This is a genomic window from Microbulbifer sp. CAU 1566 (assembly GCF_023156515.1).
GTDB lineage: Bacteria > Pseudomonadota > Gammaproteobacteria > Pseudomonadales > Cellvibrionaceae > Microbulbifer.
Genome location: NZ_JALNMG010000001.1, coordinates 985772 through 1004507 on the forward strand (window position 1 = coordinate 985772; position 18736 = coordinate 1004507).

General features: G+C 56.2%; 14 protein-coding genes. 9 read left to right on the forward strand and 5 right to left on the reverse strand.

Annotated features, from left to right (window positions below; translation table 11 throughout):
- Positions 1 to 18 precede the first annotated feature (18 nt).
- Positions 19 to 717: a hypothetical protein gene (locus M0G74_RS04100; protein WP_248214867.1), complete on the reverse strand. Its 699-nt coding sequence runs from the start codon at positions 715 to 717 to the stop codon at positions 19 to 21.
- 391 nt (positions 718 to 1108) lie between these two features.
- Here M0G74_RS04100 and M0G74_RS04105 point away from each other — a divergent pair, with 391 nt between their 5' ends.
- The 4 genes from M0G74_RS04105 (at position 1109) to M0G74_RS04120 (ending at position 7273) form a co-directional block, all read left to right on the forward strand.
- Positions 1109 to 2743 carry a carboxylesterase family protein gene (locus tag M0G74_RS04105; RefSeq protein WP_248214870.1) on the forward strand — a complete coding sequence of 545 codons (1635 nt, stop codon included), beginning with the start codon at positions 1109 to 1111 and terminating at the stop codon, positions 2741 to 2743.
- A gap of 101 nt (positions 2744 to 2844) precedes the next feature.
- Positions 2845 to 3087 (forward strand): VF530 family protein, encoded by a 243-nt coding sequence (locus tag M0G74_RS04110; RefSeq protein ID WP_248214871.1) that lies wholly within the window; start codon positions 2845 to 2847, stop codon positions 3085 to 3087.
- 109 nt (positions 3088 to 3196) lie between these two features.
- Positions 3197 to 3928 carry a glycine zipper 2TM domain-containing protein gene (locus M0G74_RS04115; protein ID WP_160152322.1) on the forward strand — a complete coding sequence of 244 codons (732 nt, stop codon included), beginning with the start codon at positions 3197 to 3199 and terminating at the stop codon, positions 3926 to 3928.
- Between the two features lie 303 nt (positions 3929 to 4231).
- Positions 4232 to 7273: an ImpA family metalloprotease gene (locus M0G74_RS04120; RefSeq protein WP_248214872.1), complete on the forward strand. Its 3042-nt coding sequence runs from the start codon at positions 4232 to 4234 to the stop codon at positions 7271 to 7273.
- A gap of 131 nt (positions 7274 to 7404) precedes the next feature.
- Here M0G74_RS04120 and M0G74_RS04125 read toward each other — a convergent pair whose 3' ends face one another.
- The gene (locus tag M0G74_RS04125) at positions 7405 to 8307 is read right to left on the reverse strand and encodes a helix-turn-helix domain-containing protein (RefSeq protein WP_248214875.1); all 903 of its coding nucleotides are present in this window, start codon (positions 8305 to 8307) and stop codon (positions 7405 to 7407) included.
- Between the two features lie 232 nt (positions 8308 to 8539).
- Between M0G74_RS04125 and M0G74_RS04130 the strand changes: the two genes are divergently transcribed.
- Positions 8540 to 10060, forward strand: coding sequence for an aldehyde dehydrogenase family protein (locus M0G74_RS04130; protein WP_248214877.1), 1521 nt, complete (start codon positions 8540 to 8542; stop codon positions 10058 to 10060).
- A 100-nt stretch (positions 10061 to 10160) separates the two neighbouring features.
- Here the strand turns inward: M0G74_RS04130 and M0G74_RS04135 are convergent, their stop codons facing one another.
- Together M0G74_RS04135 and M0G74_RS04140 are read right to left on the reverse strand one after the other, a co-directional pair.
- On the reverse strand, positions 10161 to 11216 hold the full coding sequence (locus M0G74_RS04135) for an SH3 domain-containing protein (protein WP_248214879.1): 1056 nt from the start codon (positions 11214 to 11216) through the stop codon (positions 10161 to 10163).
- Positions 11213 to 11902 carry a glutathione S-transferase family protein gene (locus M0G74_RS04140; RefSeq protein WP_248214881.1) on the reverse strand — a complete coding sequence of 230 codons (690 nt, stop codon included), beginning with the start codon at positions 11900 to 11902 and terminating at the stop codon, positions 11213 to 11215. The genes M0G74_RS04135 and M0G74_RS04140 overlap by 4 nt, the downstream gene beginning before the upstream one ends.
- A 323-nt stretch (positions 11903 to 12225) precedes the next feature.
- On the opposite strand from M0G74_RS04140, the gene M0G74_RS04145 reads away from it, so the two are divergent.
- Together M0G74_RS04145 and M0G74_RS04150 are read left to right on the forward strand one after the other, a co-directional pair.
- A complete protein-coding gene (locus tag M0G74_RS04145; RefSeq protein ID WP_248214883.1) occupies positions 12226 to 13110 on the forward strand; it encodes a hypothetical protein in 885 nt (294 codons plus the stop codon).
- A gap of 2 nt (positions 13111 to 13112) precedes the next feature.
- Positions 13113 to 13280, forward strand: a complete 168-nt coding sequence (locus tag M0G74_RS04150) for a hypothetical protein (protein ID WP_248214885.1) — start codon at positions 13113 to 13115, stop codon at positions 13278 to 13280.
- A 25-nt stretch (positions 13281 to 13305) separates the two neighbouring features.
- Here M0G74_RS04150 and M0G74_RS04155 read toward each other — a convergent pair whose 3' ends face one another.
- Positions 13306 to 16242: a pitrilysin family protein gene (locus tag M0G74_RS04155; protein ID WP_248214888.1), complete on the reverse strand. Its 2937-nt coding sequence runs from the start codon at positions 16240 to 16242 to the stop codon at positions 13306 to 13308.
- Between the two features lie 548 nt (positions 16243 to 16790).
- Here M0G74_RS04155 and M0G74_RS04160 point away from each other — a divergent pair.
- Entirely contained in the window at positions 16791 to 18002 is a 1212-nt protein-coding gene (locus M0G74_RS04160) for a reverse transcriptase family protein (protein WP_248214890.1), read from the forward strand.
- Positions 17950 to 18723, forward strand: coding sequence for a retron Ec48 family effector membrane protein (locus M0G74_RS04165; protein WP_248214892.1), 774 nt, complete (start codon positions 17950 to 17952; stop codon positions 18721 to 18723). Before M0G74_RS04160 ends, M0G74_RS04165 begins: the two co-directional genes overlap by 53 nt.
- Positions 18724 to 18736 lie beyond the last annotated feature (13 nt).

An 18736-nucleotide genomic window follows, 5' to 3' on the forward strand; every position in this document is an offset into this window, starting at 1 on the left:
TTTCGATCCCAACCTCTACTAAGGGTAACTGCAATCGGTACAGAAGCTGCCCTCGAGCGTACCGCTAGCGCCGCCGAACCAGTTTTCACCACCACCGTTATCATTAAATTCCAGCGTCGTACCTGTTGAGGTGCTGATCAATTCGCCCTTGGCTCCGGCAAACGCACCGGTACCGCCCACAACCTTGTATTTCACCTTCAGATCGAAGCCTCCAGCGATATCCGCAAGCTCTGGTCTTTCTTCAACCAGTACAAGATTGAAAAACGCACAGCCGCTTGCATATTCACGTATTTCAGCGATAGAGGTATCAACCGGAGGTTCCATTGGATATTCCGACTTCAGAAAAAGCTGCCCCTTTTTGAAGGTCAAAACCACATCCGATTTCACGACAATGAAAAAGCGTTCGACCCGCATTGGATCCAACCCATCATCCGGATTGCAATCCGAGCTCTCATTACGAAAATCCGCCACAGTATGACTCTGAAACGCCCCCATTTTTTTACCCGCGGCAAACCCGTTGGCAATGGTGGTAATCGTTCTATCACCGGGCTTATAGGTCAGATACGAGGTGATGAAAGAGCCAGAAAACTCGCCCTTTTTCATTTCGAACACCTCGGCCTGAGCCGCACTGCCCAGGGCTATGGTGCCCAGCGCGATACTGGCAGCGGACACAAGCGCCTTCAGCGTATATTTCTTTCCTAGATTCGCAGTTTTCATGCTTTCTCCATTTGCACAATAAGCCCCACTCTCGAGCCGAACCGTTTGCTGCCAAATTGGGCGATTTTATTCGTTCCTTACCCAAGCGAATTTCGAGTTCCGCGGGCAAATGAAGATTAGACAGATGTTTTATTTACGCTGGCCAGTTGTCGCGAATGACCACTCGGAATCCTGAAATTGCTCACGCTGCACTGATTGCTTTCGCAATCCGATCAAATTCAGCGGGGTTGCCCCCTGCAATACATGAGCAACCAATCACCCGATTATCTGGTCTCTGCCGTGATACCGGTGGAAATGTCGCCTTCCTACAATTTCGAGCTCCCCGGCCTGAAGGTTCCGCTGCCAGGCCCGGGGTGGCGCTGAACATAATAATTTCCAAAGGCATTTCCAGATGATTTTCAGATACGTCGTTGCTGCCAGCTTTTCTGCTCTCCTTCTTTCTGTCCTTCTTTCCGCGGGCTGTGGTTCGGGCGCGGATCCGACCGATCGCACTCTGCCTGACAATAATCCACCCGGCCCGGAACAACCCGCAGCGGACCCACTGGTACGCACGACCACAAAGGGCGATGTGCGTGGTGCACTCGAAAGTGCAAGCAATATGCTCTCGTTTCGCGGCATTCCCTATGCCAGACCACCTGTGGGAGCGCTGCGCTTCGCGCCGCCACAACCGGTCGAGGAACACAGTGGCGTGCTGGCGGCGGTGAATTTTGGACCCAATTGCCCCCAGGCTGGCGGCGTGATGGGTGGCGCCAGTGATTCGGAGGACTGCCTTTTCCTCAATGTCTACACCCCGGAAAACAGTGAGAGCCTGCCGGTGATGGTGTGGATCCACGGCGGTGCCTTTATCAGTGGCTCCGGCGGGGAAGCCTACGATCCCGCGCGACTGGTCGCTGAAGACATGGTCGTGGTCACCCTGAATTACCGTCTCGGTGCTTTCGGTTTTCTGGCACACCCGGCACTTACCGCGGAACAGAATGGCTTCTCCGGCGCCTACGGACTGCTGGACCAAAAGCTGGCGCTGGAGTGGGTGCAGGAAAATATTGCCGAGTTTGGCGGCGACCCCGACAAGGTCACCATTTTCGGGGAATCCGCCGGCGGCCACAGTGTGCTGTCCCTGATCGCCTCACCTCACACTGCCGGCCTGTTTCACAAGGCCATCGTACAAAGCGGCGCTTATCTCCCCACCCAACTGTCGCTCGGCACCGCAGAGCAACTTGGCGAGGTGGCCTTTACCCCTTGCACCGATACCGAATGCCTGCGCGCACTGAGCGTGTCGGAAATCTTGACGCTGCAGGAAGGGCTCACCGACGGCACCGGAGTAAACCCCAATTACGGCTCGGAATTGCTGCCGCAGGACTCCATTGAGAGCGCCCTGGCCAGCGGCAATTTCCAGGCAGTCCCCGTACTCATGGGCAGCAACCTGGACGAGTACACGCTGTTTGTGGGTATCGATGCATTGAGCGGCGTTAGCCCGCCCACCGCAGATCAGTACCACGGGGAAATAGGCGCACTGATCGGACAGCCCACCGACAGCCCCGTCGTCGCTGGCATTGCCCGGTTTTATCCACTGGAGTTGTACGCCGGTAACGTCTGGCAGGCGATGGGGGCCATAGGAACCGATGCCGTGTTTGCCTGTAATGCTCTGCGCCAGGCCACACAGCTGTCGACACTGGTGACCACTTACGCCTATGAATTTGCCGACCGCGAGGCCCCCGTCGCAATACTGCCATTTCGCCCGGAAGGACTGGAACTGGGAGCCTCACACGCATTTGAAATCCCCTATATCTGGGGCAGTGAAGCGGCCTTCCGCACCCGCGGCGCAACGGATGCACAGCTGGCCCTATCCAACCGAATGATCCGCTACTGGACCCGCTTTGCGCGCAGCGGCGACCCCAACGGCGGCAGTGACGCTCACTGGCCAGCCTTCGAATTGGAGGATCAACTGATTCGACTGGGCGGCGATAGTGCCTTTACCAACGAAAGCGATTTCACCAGCGATCACCGCTGTGGTCTGTGGGGTGCCTGAGCCCAAACGCGATGGACCCGGCGGTGGATACCGCCGGCGGTAACAAGGCATAATCCCGGGCAGAAATATTTCAGTAATCCAGTTCGCCCGGGCAGTCATCTATGCAGGATTCACAACCCAACAATCCGCTCCACGGCATCAAACTCGCCGATATCGTCGAGGAACTAGAGGCCCACTACGGCTGGGATGGTCTGGCGGAGCGCATTGATATCAACTGCTTCAAGAAAGACCCCTCGGTGAAATCCAGCCTCAAGTTTCTGCGCAAAACCCCCTGGGCCCGCAGCAAGGTCGAAGACCTCTACATTGCGACCTTCTGCCGGGATAACCCCTGGACCAAATCCTGAGACCCGCCGATCAGGTACCAGAAACGCTGACTCATTCACTGTCTGTTCAGATCACCGTTGTTACTATCCGCGCCAATAGCCATTGATAAGAACGAAGCGGATATTCAGCATGAGAATCTTGACCACCGCCCTTGCCGCGCTGCTCTGCGGCACCCTCTCCAGCAGCCTGTACGCCGATCCGCCCGAAGGCCGCGGCTGGAAGAAGAACAAACACCACAAGCACGAGCGCAAAGAAGAATACTGGGACGGGAACTGCAAGGTTGAGCGCAAGTGGAAGCGCAATGGCGACTATGTGGAAGAGCGCACCTGCCGCACCCGGGATCGCTATGTGGACCACCACCATCATGGACGTGAGCCCGTACGCGTGGTGGTACTTCCGCCCTGGTTCAACCAGCAGGCACCGGAGCCCGAGTACCGCCCGGAGTGGCGACCGGCTCCGCAGCCTACTACCGCCTCCCGCTGTAACAGCGACAAGGTCGGCAGCGTGCTGGGCGGCCTGATCGGCGGCGTGATCGGTCACCAGATTGGCGATGGCCGCGGCAATACCGCTGCCACCATTGGCGGCGCCATCGCCGGTGTGCTGATTGGTGGCAACATCGGCAAAAAGATGGATCAGCGCAACCAGGCGTGTGTAGGACAGGTACTGGAATTTGCGCCGGAAGGTGAACGTGTTACCTGGCAGAACGCCCAAGGCAACGAGCAGTACGCGGTCACCCCGGGTGCCTTTGAGCAGCGCGGTGACCAGTACTGTCGCTCCTTCGTTACCGAAATCGTAGGCCAGGGCGGCACTCAAAGCGTCGCCTGCCGCCGCCCGGACGGTAGCTGGGTTCCCGCCGGCTAAACCACCTGCTCCGTCCCCCCCTTCGCCACCGGCCTCTGTGCCGGTGGCTCCCCACCGCGGATCGCGCCTGCTCCTTTCCTGGTGATTCACCCAACCTAATCATTCAATGTCGCCAATCGGTGACCAATATCCCAATTCGGTCAAAAACTTCGCTAACCCCGCCCGATATCAAGCGAGCCCCCGCTACATCCGCATAATATGCCGCGCACATCGCATGCAGCGCCGACGCGTCTGTAACGCATCCGGAAATGTAGCTTTCACTCAAGGGCAACAATGACCATAAAACCCATTACCAGATCATTTTTGATTTTCACGCTTCTCGCACTCGTCGGTTGTGGCGGCGGTGGCAGTTCCTCCAGCGATACGCCAGTAAACGACCCGGTTGAAAATCCGGGGGACGGCGGTGATAGCGGAGACAGTGGAAATGACGGGAGCGACGGCTCCGATAATGGTGATGGGCAAGATGACGGTGACAGCTCAAGCCCGACCCCGGTATCCGTGGCGCTGCCGGATCCAATCACCCTGTACAACGACCAGGTGCTAAATCTGACGAGCAGCGTCAGTGGCGATGGCACCCTCACTTTCCAGTGGCAGCAAGTTTCCGGTCCCGCGGTCACTTTTACCGCGGCGGACGCGGCAGAAACGGAAGTTGTCTACCCTTCCTCAATGCAGACGGAAACGTTTGAATTCCGCCTCACCGTAAGCAATGAAACCTCCAGCAACAGCGATACCATCGCCGTCACCGTCAAAGACCGCATTGACGAAGCGGTAGCGGCCGGCGATCCCGCACTGCTGCCCGCCGCAGCCAGCGAACTGGAACAGCGTATTCTGGATCGCGTGGCCGAGCGCCAGGAAAAGGTTGCCGACTTTCACGCGGCCATTTTTGGCGAGGGCCCCATTGTTTTTGATCCCAGCCGAAATTCACGCTACTTCTCTCTCGACAGCCTGAGTGATGTGCTGGAAGTCGTAAACGGCAACCAGAGCTACACCTTCGTAACCGCGACCGATAAATCCGGCTATCGTACCGTCGCCATGGGCGACAACGTCATTGTGGATCTCAATGGCGGCGGTCATACGGAATTTTCGCAGCCGATGATCAATCTGCTTGACTGGCTGCTGGCCCCACAAGACGCCAGCCTTTCCGGCGAAGGCGCGGCCACCGTGGCGCTGATGCAAATGAGCTCCGGCAACATGAGTGCCACAGAAAGCTGGCTACAGGCACAAAATAGTCAGGCCGTCATTAACCGCTGCGCGGTGGAAGCGGAGTTGAGCAGCTGCCTGAACGGTGCCGACCTGATCATCACCGGTGCAACCGACACCGCGATGGCAACCGACTCGGTAACCGCTGCACTGCAGCAGGCGGTGAACAACCAGCAATCCCTGCTGTATGTGCACACCAACAGCTGGAATTCCACCGCGTTGACCAACCCGATCCTGAGTTTCTTTGAGGTGCAGACGCAAAGTCCGGGCAGCGCGGGAAACTACTTCTCCCAGGACGCCGCCAACTGGACTTCTGCGGCAGAAATGCGTGCAAACCACTCCAGCCTCACCCAGATATCCAGCCTGGTGCAGCACTTCAAAAACAACAGCTTCAGCTTTGATATTTCCCAGTGCGCCGATGAAGACAACAACTGCAGCAATATCGCGGCCTACGCCAGTGAATTCAGCAGCGTGACCAGCAACCTGCGAGGTATACCGCAACGCTTCGATCAGCAGGCACTGGATGTATTCAGCATCGACGGTAAATACCGGCTGGAAAAGCTGCTGCTCCTGCTGGCCGATAAATACCGCGAAAGCGTGGACTTCCCGATGTGGAAAGACACCACCCCCACCGTGGACTTCCTGAAGGCCTATTTTACCGATGCGATGGTGTACAACAGCCGGCAGCACAATCCGGGACAACCGGACCTCGGCAATTTCAGCCGCGCCGACTTCAGCCACATCACGCCTGTGGATAAAACGGTAAACCTCACCAGCCGTCGCTCGTTCCGCGCCGCAGGTGTTTACGCGCTGCCCGGTCAGACCTTTACCGTCACCCGCACCGACAGCAACCGCGACGTTGATGCCTCGGTATTTATCAACACCCAGCGCACCGGCTCCACCCGCCATATGTACCCGAGCGCTAACGGCCCGACCTGGGGCTACACGCGGCCCAAGTTCCTGCAGTCCACCAGGATGCCAATCAAAGCCGGCGAAGCCATCACCGTCACTTCGCCCTACGGCGGCCCGGTGCAGATCGGTTTCTCCGACAAGGGCACCGACATGACCTTCGCATTCAGTAATGTCGGCCAGCATCCCTTCTGGCAAACCGGTGGCGACGATGCTGCCTTCGCGGCGGCACTGGCGGCGGATCAATACGACTGGGCCGAAATCGTCACCGACTACTTCGAGGTCCATTCTCTCGGCACCAGGCTGAGCCGGTCGCTGTCCCAGGACAGCCGCTGGGACACACCGAGTGAAATGGAAACCTATATCACCAAGTACCATCACAACTACTTGCGCATTGCCGCCGGGGTGCAGGGGGAAGGCATCGACGTCGTGCCGGAAATCCAAAACTTTGCCGCGAACTACGGTTTCGAGCTGGCAGTATGGGATCAGGTCCAGCACGGCAATATGGACCAGTCTACCTGTGGCGCCGGCTGCTCCGGCAACCCTTACGATGCAACCTGGGACTTCTCGGTCCTCGGCCACGGCGACCTGCATGAAGTTGGCCACAACGTGGAAAGCGGTCGTTTCAAATTCAACGGCTTTGAGGGACACGCCACCACCAACTTCTATTCCTACTATCCCAAGTCCCGGGCGCAGGACGAAGACGGAATCACGGCAAATTGCCAGAACCTGCCGTTCGATACCATCAGCAGCGATCTTGCCGCCAGCCAGGGCGAGGCCGACCCGGCCGCCTATATGGCAGCCCGGGGTTATAGCGGTTGGAATTACGGGGTAGCGCTGATCATTGAAATGATGATGCACGCCGAAGAAAACGGCGCGCTGGATGATGGCTGGAACCTGATCCCGCGGTTGCACATTTTAGAGCGCGCATTCAATGCCGCCAAAGGCAACGACAGCGATTGGGAGACAGGCAAGGTCGCCGTGGGCTTCTCCAGTTACACCCGTGAGCAGGCCAACGCCATCGACAACAACGACTGGCTGTTGATCGCCACCAGCCGCGCCACCGGCCTGGATTATCGTCCTTACTTTGACCTTATCGGCCAGGACTACAGTGCGGAGGCCGATGCGCAGGTAGCAAGTTTCGCTTACCCGGCGGTGGAAAGTGCCTTCTATCTACCTGCTGCCAACAACGCTTATTGCGATGCGCTGGTCGGCCACGCCAAGCAGACCTACTGATCATCGAGAAATAAGCCATTGATAAAACTAGCATCGATGGAAATCGAAAAAAAAGGCGGCCCAAGTCGGGCCGCCTTTTTTCCTTCTCAGTCTCGCCGTTGTTGTTCGCCCGGTACCCCAAGCCCAAATACTCAGTGTTGTTTTTCCTGAAACTGCTTGGGGCTCATACCGAACTGCTGGTGAAAGCGTCGGCTGAAATGACTCAGGTGGCGGTAGCCGAGATCGAAACACACACGGGTGACGGTCTCGCCTCGTGCCAGGCGTTCCTTTGCCGCCTGCATCCGCAGGTGCTGCTGAAATTCCGCCGGGGTACAACCCAGGTGTTTTTTAAACTCGCTGTAAAAACGGCTGCGGCTCATGCAGGCAATACGGCTTAGCCGGTCGATATCCAGCGGCTGGTCGAGTTTCGTCTGCACCAGGTGCAGCGCCGCACCCAGGCCATTCACTTCCGGATTGTTTTCACACACCTGCAGCAGGAAAGTGCGCATCTGTTCCCGCAGCATGCGCACCACCAGTTCGCTCACTCCCAGATCCACCAGCAAATCCCGGTCACTGGAATTTTCCGTAAAGGTGGTCACCAGCCGCTGCAACAGCGCCTGGGTCGCCTGGCTGTGCTGGGTGTGGATCAGTGTATCCGGGCGGTAGCGCCAGTCTTCGAACTCCGGCTGCACCGCCGCCACGCCATTTAATTTCGCGCAGATCGTTTCCACCCGCTCGCGGGCAATTTCGATGGTGAGACAGGAGGTAGGGGTTTCCAGGCGGGCGTCGGGGAAGTCGATGAAAACCTGCTCCCCCGGCGACATCACAAAGGATTCCTGGGGAACAAATTCCGCGCGGTAATTTTTTGCCCCGTGCATGATCTTGCGGCCACTGATCATGCCGCAATACAGCAGCTCACCGGAACAGAGGCCAACCCGCTCTGCCGGAAGGTAGGTATCGTAAACACTGAGTTCAGAGCTGGGACCGGCGAAAGAGACGCGGTTTTCCACCAGCTCCCGCGGTTTATTTCGACCGCGAATAGCTAATCCAGTCATAGTTTTCTTTTTAGTTATTGTTGCTGACGTTGCGCTTGCGGTTCTGGATTCAGAATCAAGTGATCTGTACTCAGAGGAAAGCCAGAGACTCCCGCAGCCCCTATGTTTTCATCGCTCAAACCAAAAAAGCCGGGCCACCACCCGCGCTTCAAGACTACTCCTCGTACTGACAGATAACAACGCACGCGGGGAGCTCAGCGACATAACAACGACTCGAAAGAGGAAAACCGCGATGATCTATGCACAGCCCGGACAAGATGGCGCGTTGATTCACTTTAAACCGCGCTACGAAAACTTTATCGGTGGCGAGTGGGTACCACCGGTCGCCGGTGACTATATGGAAAACGTGTCCCCGGTAACCGGCGAGGCCTTTTGTGAAGTACCGCGCTCAGGCGCCGCAGACATCGAACTGGCACTGGATGCCGCGCACGCCGCCAAGACCGCCTGGGGCAAAACGCCCGCGGCAGAGCGCGCCAATGTGTTGCTGCGGATCGCCGACCGCATGGAACAGAATCTGGAACGGCTCGCCGTTGCCGAGACCTGGGATAACGGCAAGGCCGTACGCGAAACCATCGCCGCCGATATTCCCCTGTGTGTGGATCACTTCCGCTATTTCGCCGGTTGCCTGCGCGCCCAGGAGGGCAGCATGGCAGAACTGGACGAACACACCGTCTCCTATCACCTGCACGAGCCGCTGGGCGTGGTCGGCCAGATCATTCCCTGGAACTTCCCGCTGCTGATGGCCGCGTGGAAACTCGGCCCCGCGCTGGCTGCCGGCAATTGCGTGGTGCTGAAACCCGCCGAGCAGACACCCGCCTCCATCCTGGCACTCGCGGAACTCATCGGCGACCTGCTGCCTCCGGGCGTGCTGAACATCGTCAATGGTATTGGTGAAGAAGCCGGCCAGGCACTGGCCAGCAGTAACCGCATCGCCAAGATCGCCTTTACCGGCTCTACCGCCGTGGGTGGCCATATCCTGAAATGCGCGGCCGACAACCTGATCCCCTCCACCGTAGAGCTGGGCGGCAAATCCCCGAACATCTATTTTGCCGATGTGATGCAGCAGGAAGAGGAATACATCAGCAAGGCGGTGGAAGGCCTGGTGCTCGCCTTTTTCAATCAGGGGGAAGTCTGCACCTGTCCATCCCGCGCGCTGATTCAGGAGTCCATCTACGACGACTTTATGCAGCATGTGGTGGCGCGCACCAAAGCGATCAAGCGCGGCAACCCGCTGGATATGGAAACCCAGGTTGGCGCCCAGGCGTCACTGGAACAGTTCGACCGCATCATGACTTATATCGAGATTGGCCAGCGCGAAGGAGCAGAAGTAATTTTTGGCGGCGGCGTCGAACAGCTGGGAGGCGACTTCCGCAAGGGCTATTACGTACAGCCTACGTTGCTCAAGGGCCACAACCAGATGCGAATTTTCCAAGAGGAAATCTTTGGCCCGGTTGTGGGCGTCACCACCTTCAAGGACGAAGCGGAAGCGCTAGCGATCGCCAACGATACCGAATACGGCCTCGGCGCCGGCGTCTGGACCCGCGATATGAACCTGGCGTTCCGCATGGGCCGCAATATCCAAGCCGGCCGCGTGTGGACCAACTGCTATCACCAGTACCCGGCCCATGCCGCCTTCGGTGGCTACAAGAAATCCGGTATCGGCCGCGAAACCCACAAGCGCGCCCTGGAACACTACCAGCAGACCAAAAACCTGCTGGTGAGCTACGACACCAACCCGCTAGGTTTCTTCTAACCCGGCACAAAGTCCCGATTGCGGGATCCCTCCTGTGAGACATTGCGGGGAGCGCCGGCTCCCCTTTTTTTATGTCATTACAAGGTGGGCGCTAATTCAACTAGCCGCCGAAAATCACTGCATCCGGTATTTTGTAGCGCTCGGGACCGACACGGATCAGATAATTATCGTCCTCGCGTCGTGCACTGAATGCGCGCTGCCCGTCCGCTTCCGCGGTGTCGGCGCCGGTCGCAATCCCCATCCGGAAAAACAGCGCCCGTCGCATGCCGTCTGTACGGGTAATTACTACCGTTGCAAAGCCCCCACCAGCGCGCGCCACGCCAAATTCGCACCACTGATCACCACAGGGGACTTTACCGGTTGCGTCGAAATCCCCCTTGCCCGCGCGCAGTGCCGAGTCGTCTGTACCGGCCGGCATGGAACCATCGGGAGCGATTGCGGGAGAGAGGTAATCTGCGGCGACATAGCCCACCGGGCCGCCGCCAAACTGCTGCACGTTACACCACAGCCGGCCGCCAGCCGTTTCGCAACCGAGATTATCCAGACGCTCGCCATTGGCGAAGCGCCCCACGATACTGGCAGACGCGGAAGCCGCCGAACGCAGGTTGAGCCCGGAGGGTGCTTCAGTCACCTTCCATACCCTGGGTCCGCCTTGCTCCACACTGGCCTTCGGTGGAATCGGATCGAATATATAAATGCCGGCATCCGCCATCAGGCTGAGAGACAGCCGACCATCACGGACCATATAACCGCGCAACATGGGCGCATCACGTGCGAACTTCTCACCCAGATTATTACCCTGGCAGAGAGCAAGGGTCGCCCCTACCGGGCCCAGTTCAAATTGACCATTGGACGGATCCGTGGAGGGTTTGAGCTGCCACCTGGCACTACCCCGATTGCAGTCCAGCTGCATACTTGCGGTGCCATCTGCCCCAAAACGGATCTGCACACTGAGAGGGTTGTCCGGCCGCAGCGAGCCGACCTCATCACTCATTGAACGGAATTCTGACAGGCGCCAGGCAGTATTCTCCAGAACGCTGGCGTGTGTACTAAAGCTTGCAAGGAACAACAGGGTAAAAGCCCCACGGGATACAAACCCGCGGCGTTGGTATATCTGCTGCGACATCTGTAGCAAGCGGGTCAGTTTCTTATTCATTCATCCATTACCTTGCGCAGTGAGCGCTCTATCTGACCACCGCAATATCCGCGGCCGTACTCTGCCCGCTGCTGTTGTAAAAATGGTGCAATGGCCGATCGGAATTCAATGCGCCGACACAACCCCGCAATCGCCGGGGCATTCTCCTGCACATCATTTTCCAGCTGGGGAAAAGCGTACATCATGGTACCGAACAGCGCCGTAGTGGCAATGTCCGCTACCGAGATGGTCGAGCCCAGCAGGAAACCTTTGCCATCGTGCAAGCCGTGGGCAAGGCCAGTGTTCTCGAAAATCTGCATCCACTCCGGCAGGCGGCCGTAGCGAAAGGCGTCCCAGCGCGCTTTGTCCCACATCTGCATGCCGTTGTAGTTGGTAATTTCCATCAACACATCGTTGCAGTCCAGAATGGTTTTCAGGGCCAGGGTGTGGGTTTCGGCGCGTTTTGGCAGGTAGTCGTATTTGTGCGCCAGGTGCATCAGGATGGCCGGCATCTGCGCGATGGTTTTGCGGATGCCGTAATCGTAGAGGTAAGGCGGCGCCATGCCCGGGTTCTGAATGGTCAGGCACTTGTCGGGATAGATTTCACTGGCATCCAGCCGCTGGTAGCTGGCGCCCACATCCTGCAGCAGCATTTCGATAAACACGCCGCGAAAGGGCAGGTCCCAGTAGTAGAGTTTGTAGTCCATTGCGCTCACCCCTGGTTATTCACACAAAAAGACCGGGCCACTGGCCAGGCCTTGTATTACGGGTTACCTCCAGAGCAATAATAATCCACTGCCACTTGGTTAATTGGCGATTACCCGCCTCTTAATCCGATCGCATGGAGACACGTCGCAAACAGGGCTGTTCATGGGAATATTTCTCTGCAAACCGCCGAACTCACATGTTATAAATCACGCCGCAGCCTGTGGATAACTCGCCCAGTTCCTTCCTGGGATGGGATTCCCGGCTCGTCCTCAAGACGATAAAAGCACTCAAGAAACAAAATCTGGACCGGTGAGCGCACCCCATGACGGACTATGTGATCTTCGACCACCACCTGCGCTTTCTGCGGCGCTGGCAGGAGATCTTCACGGCACTCTTCGCGTTCAGTGCCGCCCTGTCACTGATCCCGCTTCTCAACCCTGAACTGGAACCGCTCGACACAAGAACGGCGTATATCCTCTCGCTGTCGTTTTGCAGCTTGCTGGGGCCGGCCGCCGTCTATGCCTATTACCAGCGACAAAGGGCGCCCTACCGGGCACTGGCGATCGACGAAGAAGGTATCTGGTATCAATACCGTGGGCGGGAACAGGGGCTGATCCCCTGGGGCGCGATCGCCAGCCAGCAGGAGAATACCTTCCTGCAGTACCTTTACCTGAGTGATGCGGACGGCAAGCTGCTGCTGAGCGCCAGCTTCCACCTGCAGGACTTCGAGGATCTCCGGGAAATCATTGCGCACCAGATAGCGCTGCACAGCCGCGGAGCGGTGGCGTGTCGTTTTGGCCGAAGCAGCAGCTACCACATGGCCTACGCGCTGGGTCCGCTGTTTCTTCTGATCATGGGGATTTACGTGGCACAGGTTAGTAACCCCTGGCTAGGCTACGGTGCCATGTCGTTTACCATCATCACTGTTCTCCACGAGTACATCATCACCGCCTGCGGTGTGTGCATCCTGCACAACGCTGTTGAGGTCCGCTATCCATTTGGGAAAAAACGGATAGCTTTCGCAGACATCGAACGACTTCGGATCAACGACAATATCGCCTATGGCAATCGCTACCCGGAATTGTGGATCACCACCAGCGGGATTAATAAGCCACTCAAGCTCAAGAAACTGGGGATAGACCCGAGCGCACTCTACGCGCGATTGAAGAAAGCGATGGCCAATCATTCTGCCGAGGCGAGCCACTGAACATGGGTGCAAAAACAATCATTATCGTATTGCTCAGCACCCTGTTGCTGGCGACCAATCTATTCTGGGTTTACATCGTCCTGGATCAGGCGACCGCGCAGAAATACCGCCAGCAGGAAAGCCGCGAAGACAAGGCGCGTATCGCCGTGCTCGAGCAATCCTGCCGCTAATACCTGCCCCTAATAGCTGCCGTTATCAGTCCTCGCCAAGAGCTTCGGCAGCAGGTTCGTCCGCCTGTGACGGCTGTTGATCCTCCACCAAGGTGACCTCACCCACGCCAAGTTTTTCAAGCCGCTCGAACTGGCTGGCGCGATCGCCCACCACCAGCCAGATCATGGAATCCGGCTGCATATAGGTCTCTGCAATCTTCTGCACCCGGGGAATCGTCATGGCCTTGGCGGTCGCCTCGCGCTCGCGCACATAGTCCGCAGGCCAGCCGTATTCACTCATGTTCTCCAGCAGGCCGAGCTTGGCGCCCGCGGTTTCAAACGCGCGGGTATTGGCGCGCACCAGATAAGAGCGCGAGTTTTCCAGGTCGGCCTCGGTGTAGGTAGGGGCGTACTCCTTGAGAATGTCGTGGATCAGTTGCACCGATTCCGCGGTGACATTCGCGCGCACGCCGCTGCCGATCGAGAAGCGGCCCTCGGTCTTGCCACCAGACACACTGGAACCGATGCCATAGGTGTAGCCCTTGCCTTCCCGCAGCTGCTGCATCAGGCGCGAGGCGAAACCACCACCGCCAAGAATGTAATTGGTGAACACCGCCGGATAATAGTCTTCCGACACCGCCGGCATTGCCAGGCGGCCGATACGCAATACCGACTGCTTGGAACCCGGCACATCGACAAAATAGATACCGGGCTTGGCGGGCTTGGATTCCGGTTCGGGAATTTTCACCGGCTTGGCGGGCCACTGCTTGGCCAGTTGCGCGGCGGCGGCCATAAACTCCGCCTGCGGGATATCGCCCACCACATGCGCGCTGGCCACCGAGGGCGACAGGGTATTTTTGTAATAGGCCTTGAGGTCATCCATGGTGATGGCTGCAACGGAGGCTTCGGTACCCAGCCCGCTGTGACCGCGGATACTGTCTTTGCCGTGCAGCAAGCGCGCAAAGGCCTTGCCGGCAATGGCATTGGGTTCGGCTTCGGCACGCTTGATCTGGCTGGTAACGCTCTTCTTCGCCAGCACCAGTTCTTTCTCGTCCCAGCGCGGCTCCAGCAGCATTTCCTGCAACAGCGCGAACACCTGATCGAAGTTGCGCGCCAGGGTGGTCACACTGAAACGGAACGCATCCTGACCGGCAGACACGCTGATGCTGGCACCCAGTTTCTGAATCGCCGTTTCCAGTTCTTCCGGGGTGCGGTTTTTGGTGCCGCGCTCCATCAACATGGCAGTGAGGTTGGCCACGCCGGTTTTATCGATACTCTCCTGCAGCATGCCGCCATCGATCACCAGGCTGAAGGTCACAACCGGCACCTCACTGTTTTCGATACCGAAGACTTCGATCCCGTTTTCCAGCTTGCCCTGCCACACATCCGGCACCGAGGTTTCCGCAGGGTCGCCGTAGGCCGGTTCCTTGGCGCGGTCAAAGCTTGAGGGGGTTTTCTCGTACGCCGCGCTGGCGGAGGCATCGAACTGCGCTTCCGCGCCGTCTACGATCTTCTCCTCCACCACCTGCGCGGCGGTGGAGCCGGACAGCGCCAGCGCCTTTTCACCGCGGGGTACAAAGCTGGTGGCCACGTACGGCTTGCCCTTGATGTACTTGTCGTACACCCGCTGCACATCCTCCGCGGTGACCGCCAGCAACCGCTCGATATCCTCGGTCACGTACCCCGGGTCATTCGCGTAAATCTGGTACTGGGCCAACTGGAAACCCTTGCCCAGTACGCTGGAGAGGCTGTTGTAAAACGCCACTTCCTGGCCCGCCTTGATCCGCTCCAGGTCTTCCTCGGCGATGCCCTCTTTTTCAAACAGGGCAAAGCCCTTCTGGACACCCGCGAAGACCGCATCCAGATGGCCACCGGTAAACGCCTGCACCTCCAGTTGAACCTGCCCCGCCAGTTCGGATTCGTAGGCACCCATGGACACATACGCCGTGAGCTGCTCGTCTTCCACCAGCACCCGGTACAGCGGCGCGCGCTTGCCACTGGACAGGTATTCCGTCAGTACCGACAGCGGGTAGCTGTCTTCGCTGTAGCGCGGCACCGTAGGCCAAGCCATGCTCAGCTGTGGCTGGCGGGCGAAGTTGTCCTCGTAATAGAGTCGCTTGGTTTCCTTTAAAGTGATCGGTTGCTTGGGTGCGCGCTCGATGGCCTCCCCCGCCGGGATCTCACCGAAATACTTCTTCACCAACGCCTTGGCCTCTTCCGGATCAAAATCCCCGGCCACTACCAAGGTCACGTTATTGGGCACATACCAGCGGCGGAAGAAGGTCTTCACATCGTCCAGGGTGGCATTGTCCAGATCCTCCAGCGAGCCGATCACCTGCCAGCTGTAGGGGTGGCCCTCCGGGTAGAGATTGCGATCGATCACATACTGGCTGTGGCCGTAGGGGCGGTTATCCACACTCTGGCGCTTCTCGTTCTTCACCACCTGCTTCTCTTTCGCCAATACCGGATCGGTCACCGTATTGATAAACCAGCCCAGCTTGTCGGCCTCTGCCCACAGCATCTTCTCCAACGCATCCTTGGGCACCGTCTGGTAGTAATTGGTGACATCGCGGGACGTGGAACCATTGGCCCCGGAACCGCCAATACGCGCACTCATCGCATCCAGCCCGCCCTTGCCCAGGTTCTCCGACTCCAGGAACAACAGATGCTCGAACAGATGGGCAAAGCCGGTGCGCCCCTCCTTCTCCCGCGCCGAGCCCACATGGGCGGTCAGCGACACCGCCACCACCGGATCGGAGCGGTCGATGTGGAACAGCACATTGAGGCCGTTATCCAGCTGGAACTGCTGGTAGTCGATGGAGAAATCGGGCTTGGCCTCTTGCTCGGCCGGGGCCTGTGACGCCGCCTCTGTTTGCGGCTTCGGCTCGGACTGGGTACTGGAGCGGTCGCAGCCGAACAGACCGAGAGCCGGGATGGAGATTGCGGTCAGCAGCGCCAGGGAGGCGGTAAGGTTACGGGACATGGGGCGATCCTTTGCATTGTTATGCAGAGGAAGATAGCAGGGGATAGATGCGTACCCAACTACACGTCGCTATATGAGGAGGCACTAAATGATTTCATACTGTAGAACCTCGAAGTCCCGCATTGAAAAAGTATGTAAGCACATACTATCAACCCTGCTAAAGACCTTCACAAAAAACATGTTTAGCGCAAATTCTCTCTATGTGTGACCATAAAATACCCAATAGAGCAATTTAAATCCCAAGTAGATAAATATTTTTTTTTGAGATACAGTTCACATCGCGCAAACGTTTCGTTTGTTGGTGTTACCTAACTGACTATTTCTTGCTGCTTTTGCTAGCCATTGAGGACTAGCGCTTGACTTCAAGCCAATGCCCGAGCTCCCAGCCTCGCCCTCCCGGCGAGCCAGTAGGTCGGTGATTATGCCGGGCTTGAGACAAGGGGGGCGAACGCATCAAGAAGGTTTGGCGTTCACCACCCCCTCAACTCTGGCCTCTTGTGTATGAGGAAGCCCGGCATAATATCAATCTGCATTACCTTCAACCTCCCATGAGCCTAACTCCAAAAAATAAAGCGAAGGGGTCAATATCAGCCCTTAAAAATCTCGCAAAAGCCCTAAGCATTGATTTAGCTGAACTTGAAAAAGCGAGAAAAATGCCTTTAGACGCTCGCTACGAAAGGAAAGAAGTTCCGAAAGCTGGCGGAGGCCACAGGCAAGTATATAACCCTGCTCCACTGATTCGAAAAATACAAAATCGGATCAACCAGCGAATTTTCAAAGAATTGGTCGAGTGGCCTGACTACCTATTCGGTTCACTTCCGAATGAAACGCGAAAAAATCTTGGGCACGAAACAACCTCAAAAATAAGACGAGACTATATTGCATGCGCCGAAAAACATTGCGGCGCAAAAAGTGTATTCAAATTAGATATAGCAAACTATTTCGAAAGCATCCACAGGGACTTTGTCGACGAAATTTTCAAGAATTTTTTTAATTTTTCTAACGATGTATCAGATTACCTTACCGAAATATGCTGCTATGACGACAAGCTAATTCAGGGAGCAATCACATCCAGCTATCTAGCATCATTATGCCTTTGGGATGTAGAGGGAGAGGTGGTTAAAAAAATAGCGCGAAAGAGATTAACCTACACAAGACTTGTGGATGACATTACCGTTTCATCCCAGACTAAAAACCACGATTACGCACATGTTGAAGCATATATAAAAGGCATGCTTCTGGCTAAGGACCTCCCATTAAACCCCAAAAAAATAAAAATTCAGCGAAGCGGAATTGAACCCCTTATGGTACACGGACTGAGGGTCGACTTCCCGTCCCCCCGTTTACCTGCAAAAGAAATCGCGAAAATTCGCGCATCTGTCCACAATGTCACCTCCATGGCAAGAGTAAACAATTACAGAACCAGCAACTCTTATAGAAAACAATACGATCGGTGCATGGGACGCGTAAACAAACTAGCCCGTGTTGGCCACAATAAACACAAAACCCTTTTGAAAAAGCTTTTAAAAAATAAACCACTACCCTCCCAGCAAGATATCGATAAGGTAAATAGAGCAATAAAAAGACTAAAAAAATTATCCCAAGTAGATCACTCCACTTACCGCTATCGAAGACTTTTTGGAATAACGGCGTATCGCGTCACCATCATAAAGCGAACACACAAAAGAGAAGCAGAAGAATTTCTAAATGAACTTTCAACCCTTAATAAGCCGATTGAAAAGCATAAAATTTCCAGTTAACCGCCAAAGTATAGAAATACCTTCGTACTCATGGTTTGAGTTTGGCTTATTCATAATAATTACCGCAATACTGATCCTCTCCACCTCCTCTTACATTTCAACTTTTAATAGCGAAAACAACTTAAGCTTTTGCCTAACATCGAAATGCATAACTTTATTTTCACAAATATTTTCAGGACCACTTGAAATCTTAGAGAATGGAAGCAAAGTAATCGGAGCATATGTAGGAGTTTGTGGAGTTTACATCGCTCTGAAAACATATTTAATTAGCGTAAGAAGCTCAGCACTATCAGGCCATGTAAGCCACTTGAATCTCTTTAGATCTCACATTGAATCGGAAATAGCGAAACGCAGTAGCCTGTCCACTTCTAGGATTGATGTGTTCCTCTGGTATCGTTTGATGTTCCCAAACTCACCTTCTGGAGATACTAAAACGTCACGCACTTACAAGGAACTGATAATTCAAGTTCACAACGAGATAGGAAACACAAACAAAACATTAAACGATGCAAGCCATGGAGAGGCTTACTGCTACAAAGATCATCAGTCACGCCTTATAATAGCACTAGAAAATCTTGGTATAAAAATGGAGAGAATGCCTAAAAACAATTTTTTCGAAGTGGAAACTCAGGTGCTTGATCTAATCGATTCGGTCAACATGACTTTCTCTATGGATGCATCAGGCGGAATTGCGCAGACGCCAAGCCGGTCATATCTCTAGCTACACGTAGCGG

Bases quoted from the DNA above. Each gene is read 5' to 3' on its own strand.
- M0G74_RS04135 (WP_248214879.1), bottom strand. From the start codon at position 11,216: ATGAATAAGAAACTGACCCGCTTGCTACAGATGTCGCAGCAGATATAC.
- M0G74_RS04105 (WP_248214870.1), top strand. From the start codon at position 1,109: ATGATTTTCAGATACGTCGTTGCTGCCAGCTTTTCTGCTCTCCTTCTT.
- M0G74_RS04125 (WP_248214875.1), bottom strand. From the start codon at position 8,307: ATGACTGGATTAGCTATTCGCGGTCGAAATAAACCGCGGGAGCTGGTG.
- M0G74_RS04165 (WP_248214892.1), top strand. From the start codon at position 17,950: ATGAACTTTCAACCCTTAATAAGCCGATTGAAAAGCATAAAATTTCCA.
- M0G74_RS04150 (WP_248214885.1), top strand. From the start codon at position 13,113: ATGGGTGCAAAAACAATCATTATCGTATTGCTCAGCACCCTGTTGCTG.
- M0G74_RS04155 (WP_248214888.1), bottom strand. From the start codon at position 16,242: ATGTCCCGTAACCTTACCGCCTCCCTGGCGCTGCTGACCGCAATCTCC.
- M0G74_RS04115 (WP_160152322.1), top strand. From the start codon at position 3,197: ATGAGAATCTTGACCACCGCCCTTGCCGCGCTGCTCTGCGGCACCCTC.
- M0G74_RS04130 (WP_248214877.1), top strand. From the start codon at position 8,540: ATGATCTATGCACAGCCCGGACAAGATGGCGCGTTGATTCACTTTAAA.
- M0G74_RS04110 (WP_248214871.1), top strand. From the start codon at position 2,845: ATGCAGGATTCACAACCCAACAATCCGCTCCACGGCATCAAACTCGCC.
- M0G74_RS04160 (WP_248214890.1), top strand. From the start codon at position 16,791: ATGAGCCTAACTCCAAAAAATAAAGCGAAGGGGTCAATATCAGCCCTT.
- M0G74_RS04145 (WP_248214883.1), top strand. From the start codon at position 12,226: ATGACGGACTATGTGATCTTCGACCACCACCTGCGCTTTCTGCGGCGC.
- M0G74_RS04140 (WP_248214881.1), bottom strand. From the start codon at position 11,902: ATGGACTACAAACTCTACTACTGGGACCTGCCCTTTCGCGGCGTGTTT.
- M0G74_RS04100 (WP_248214867.1), bottom strand. From the start codon at position 717: ATGAAAACTGCGAATCTAGGAAAGAAATATACGCTGAAGGCGCTTGTG.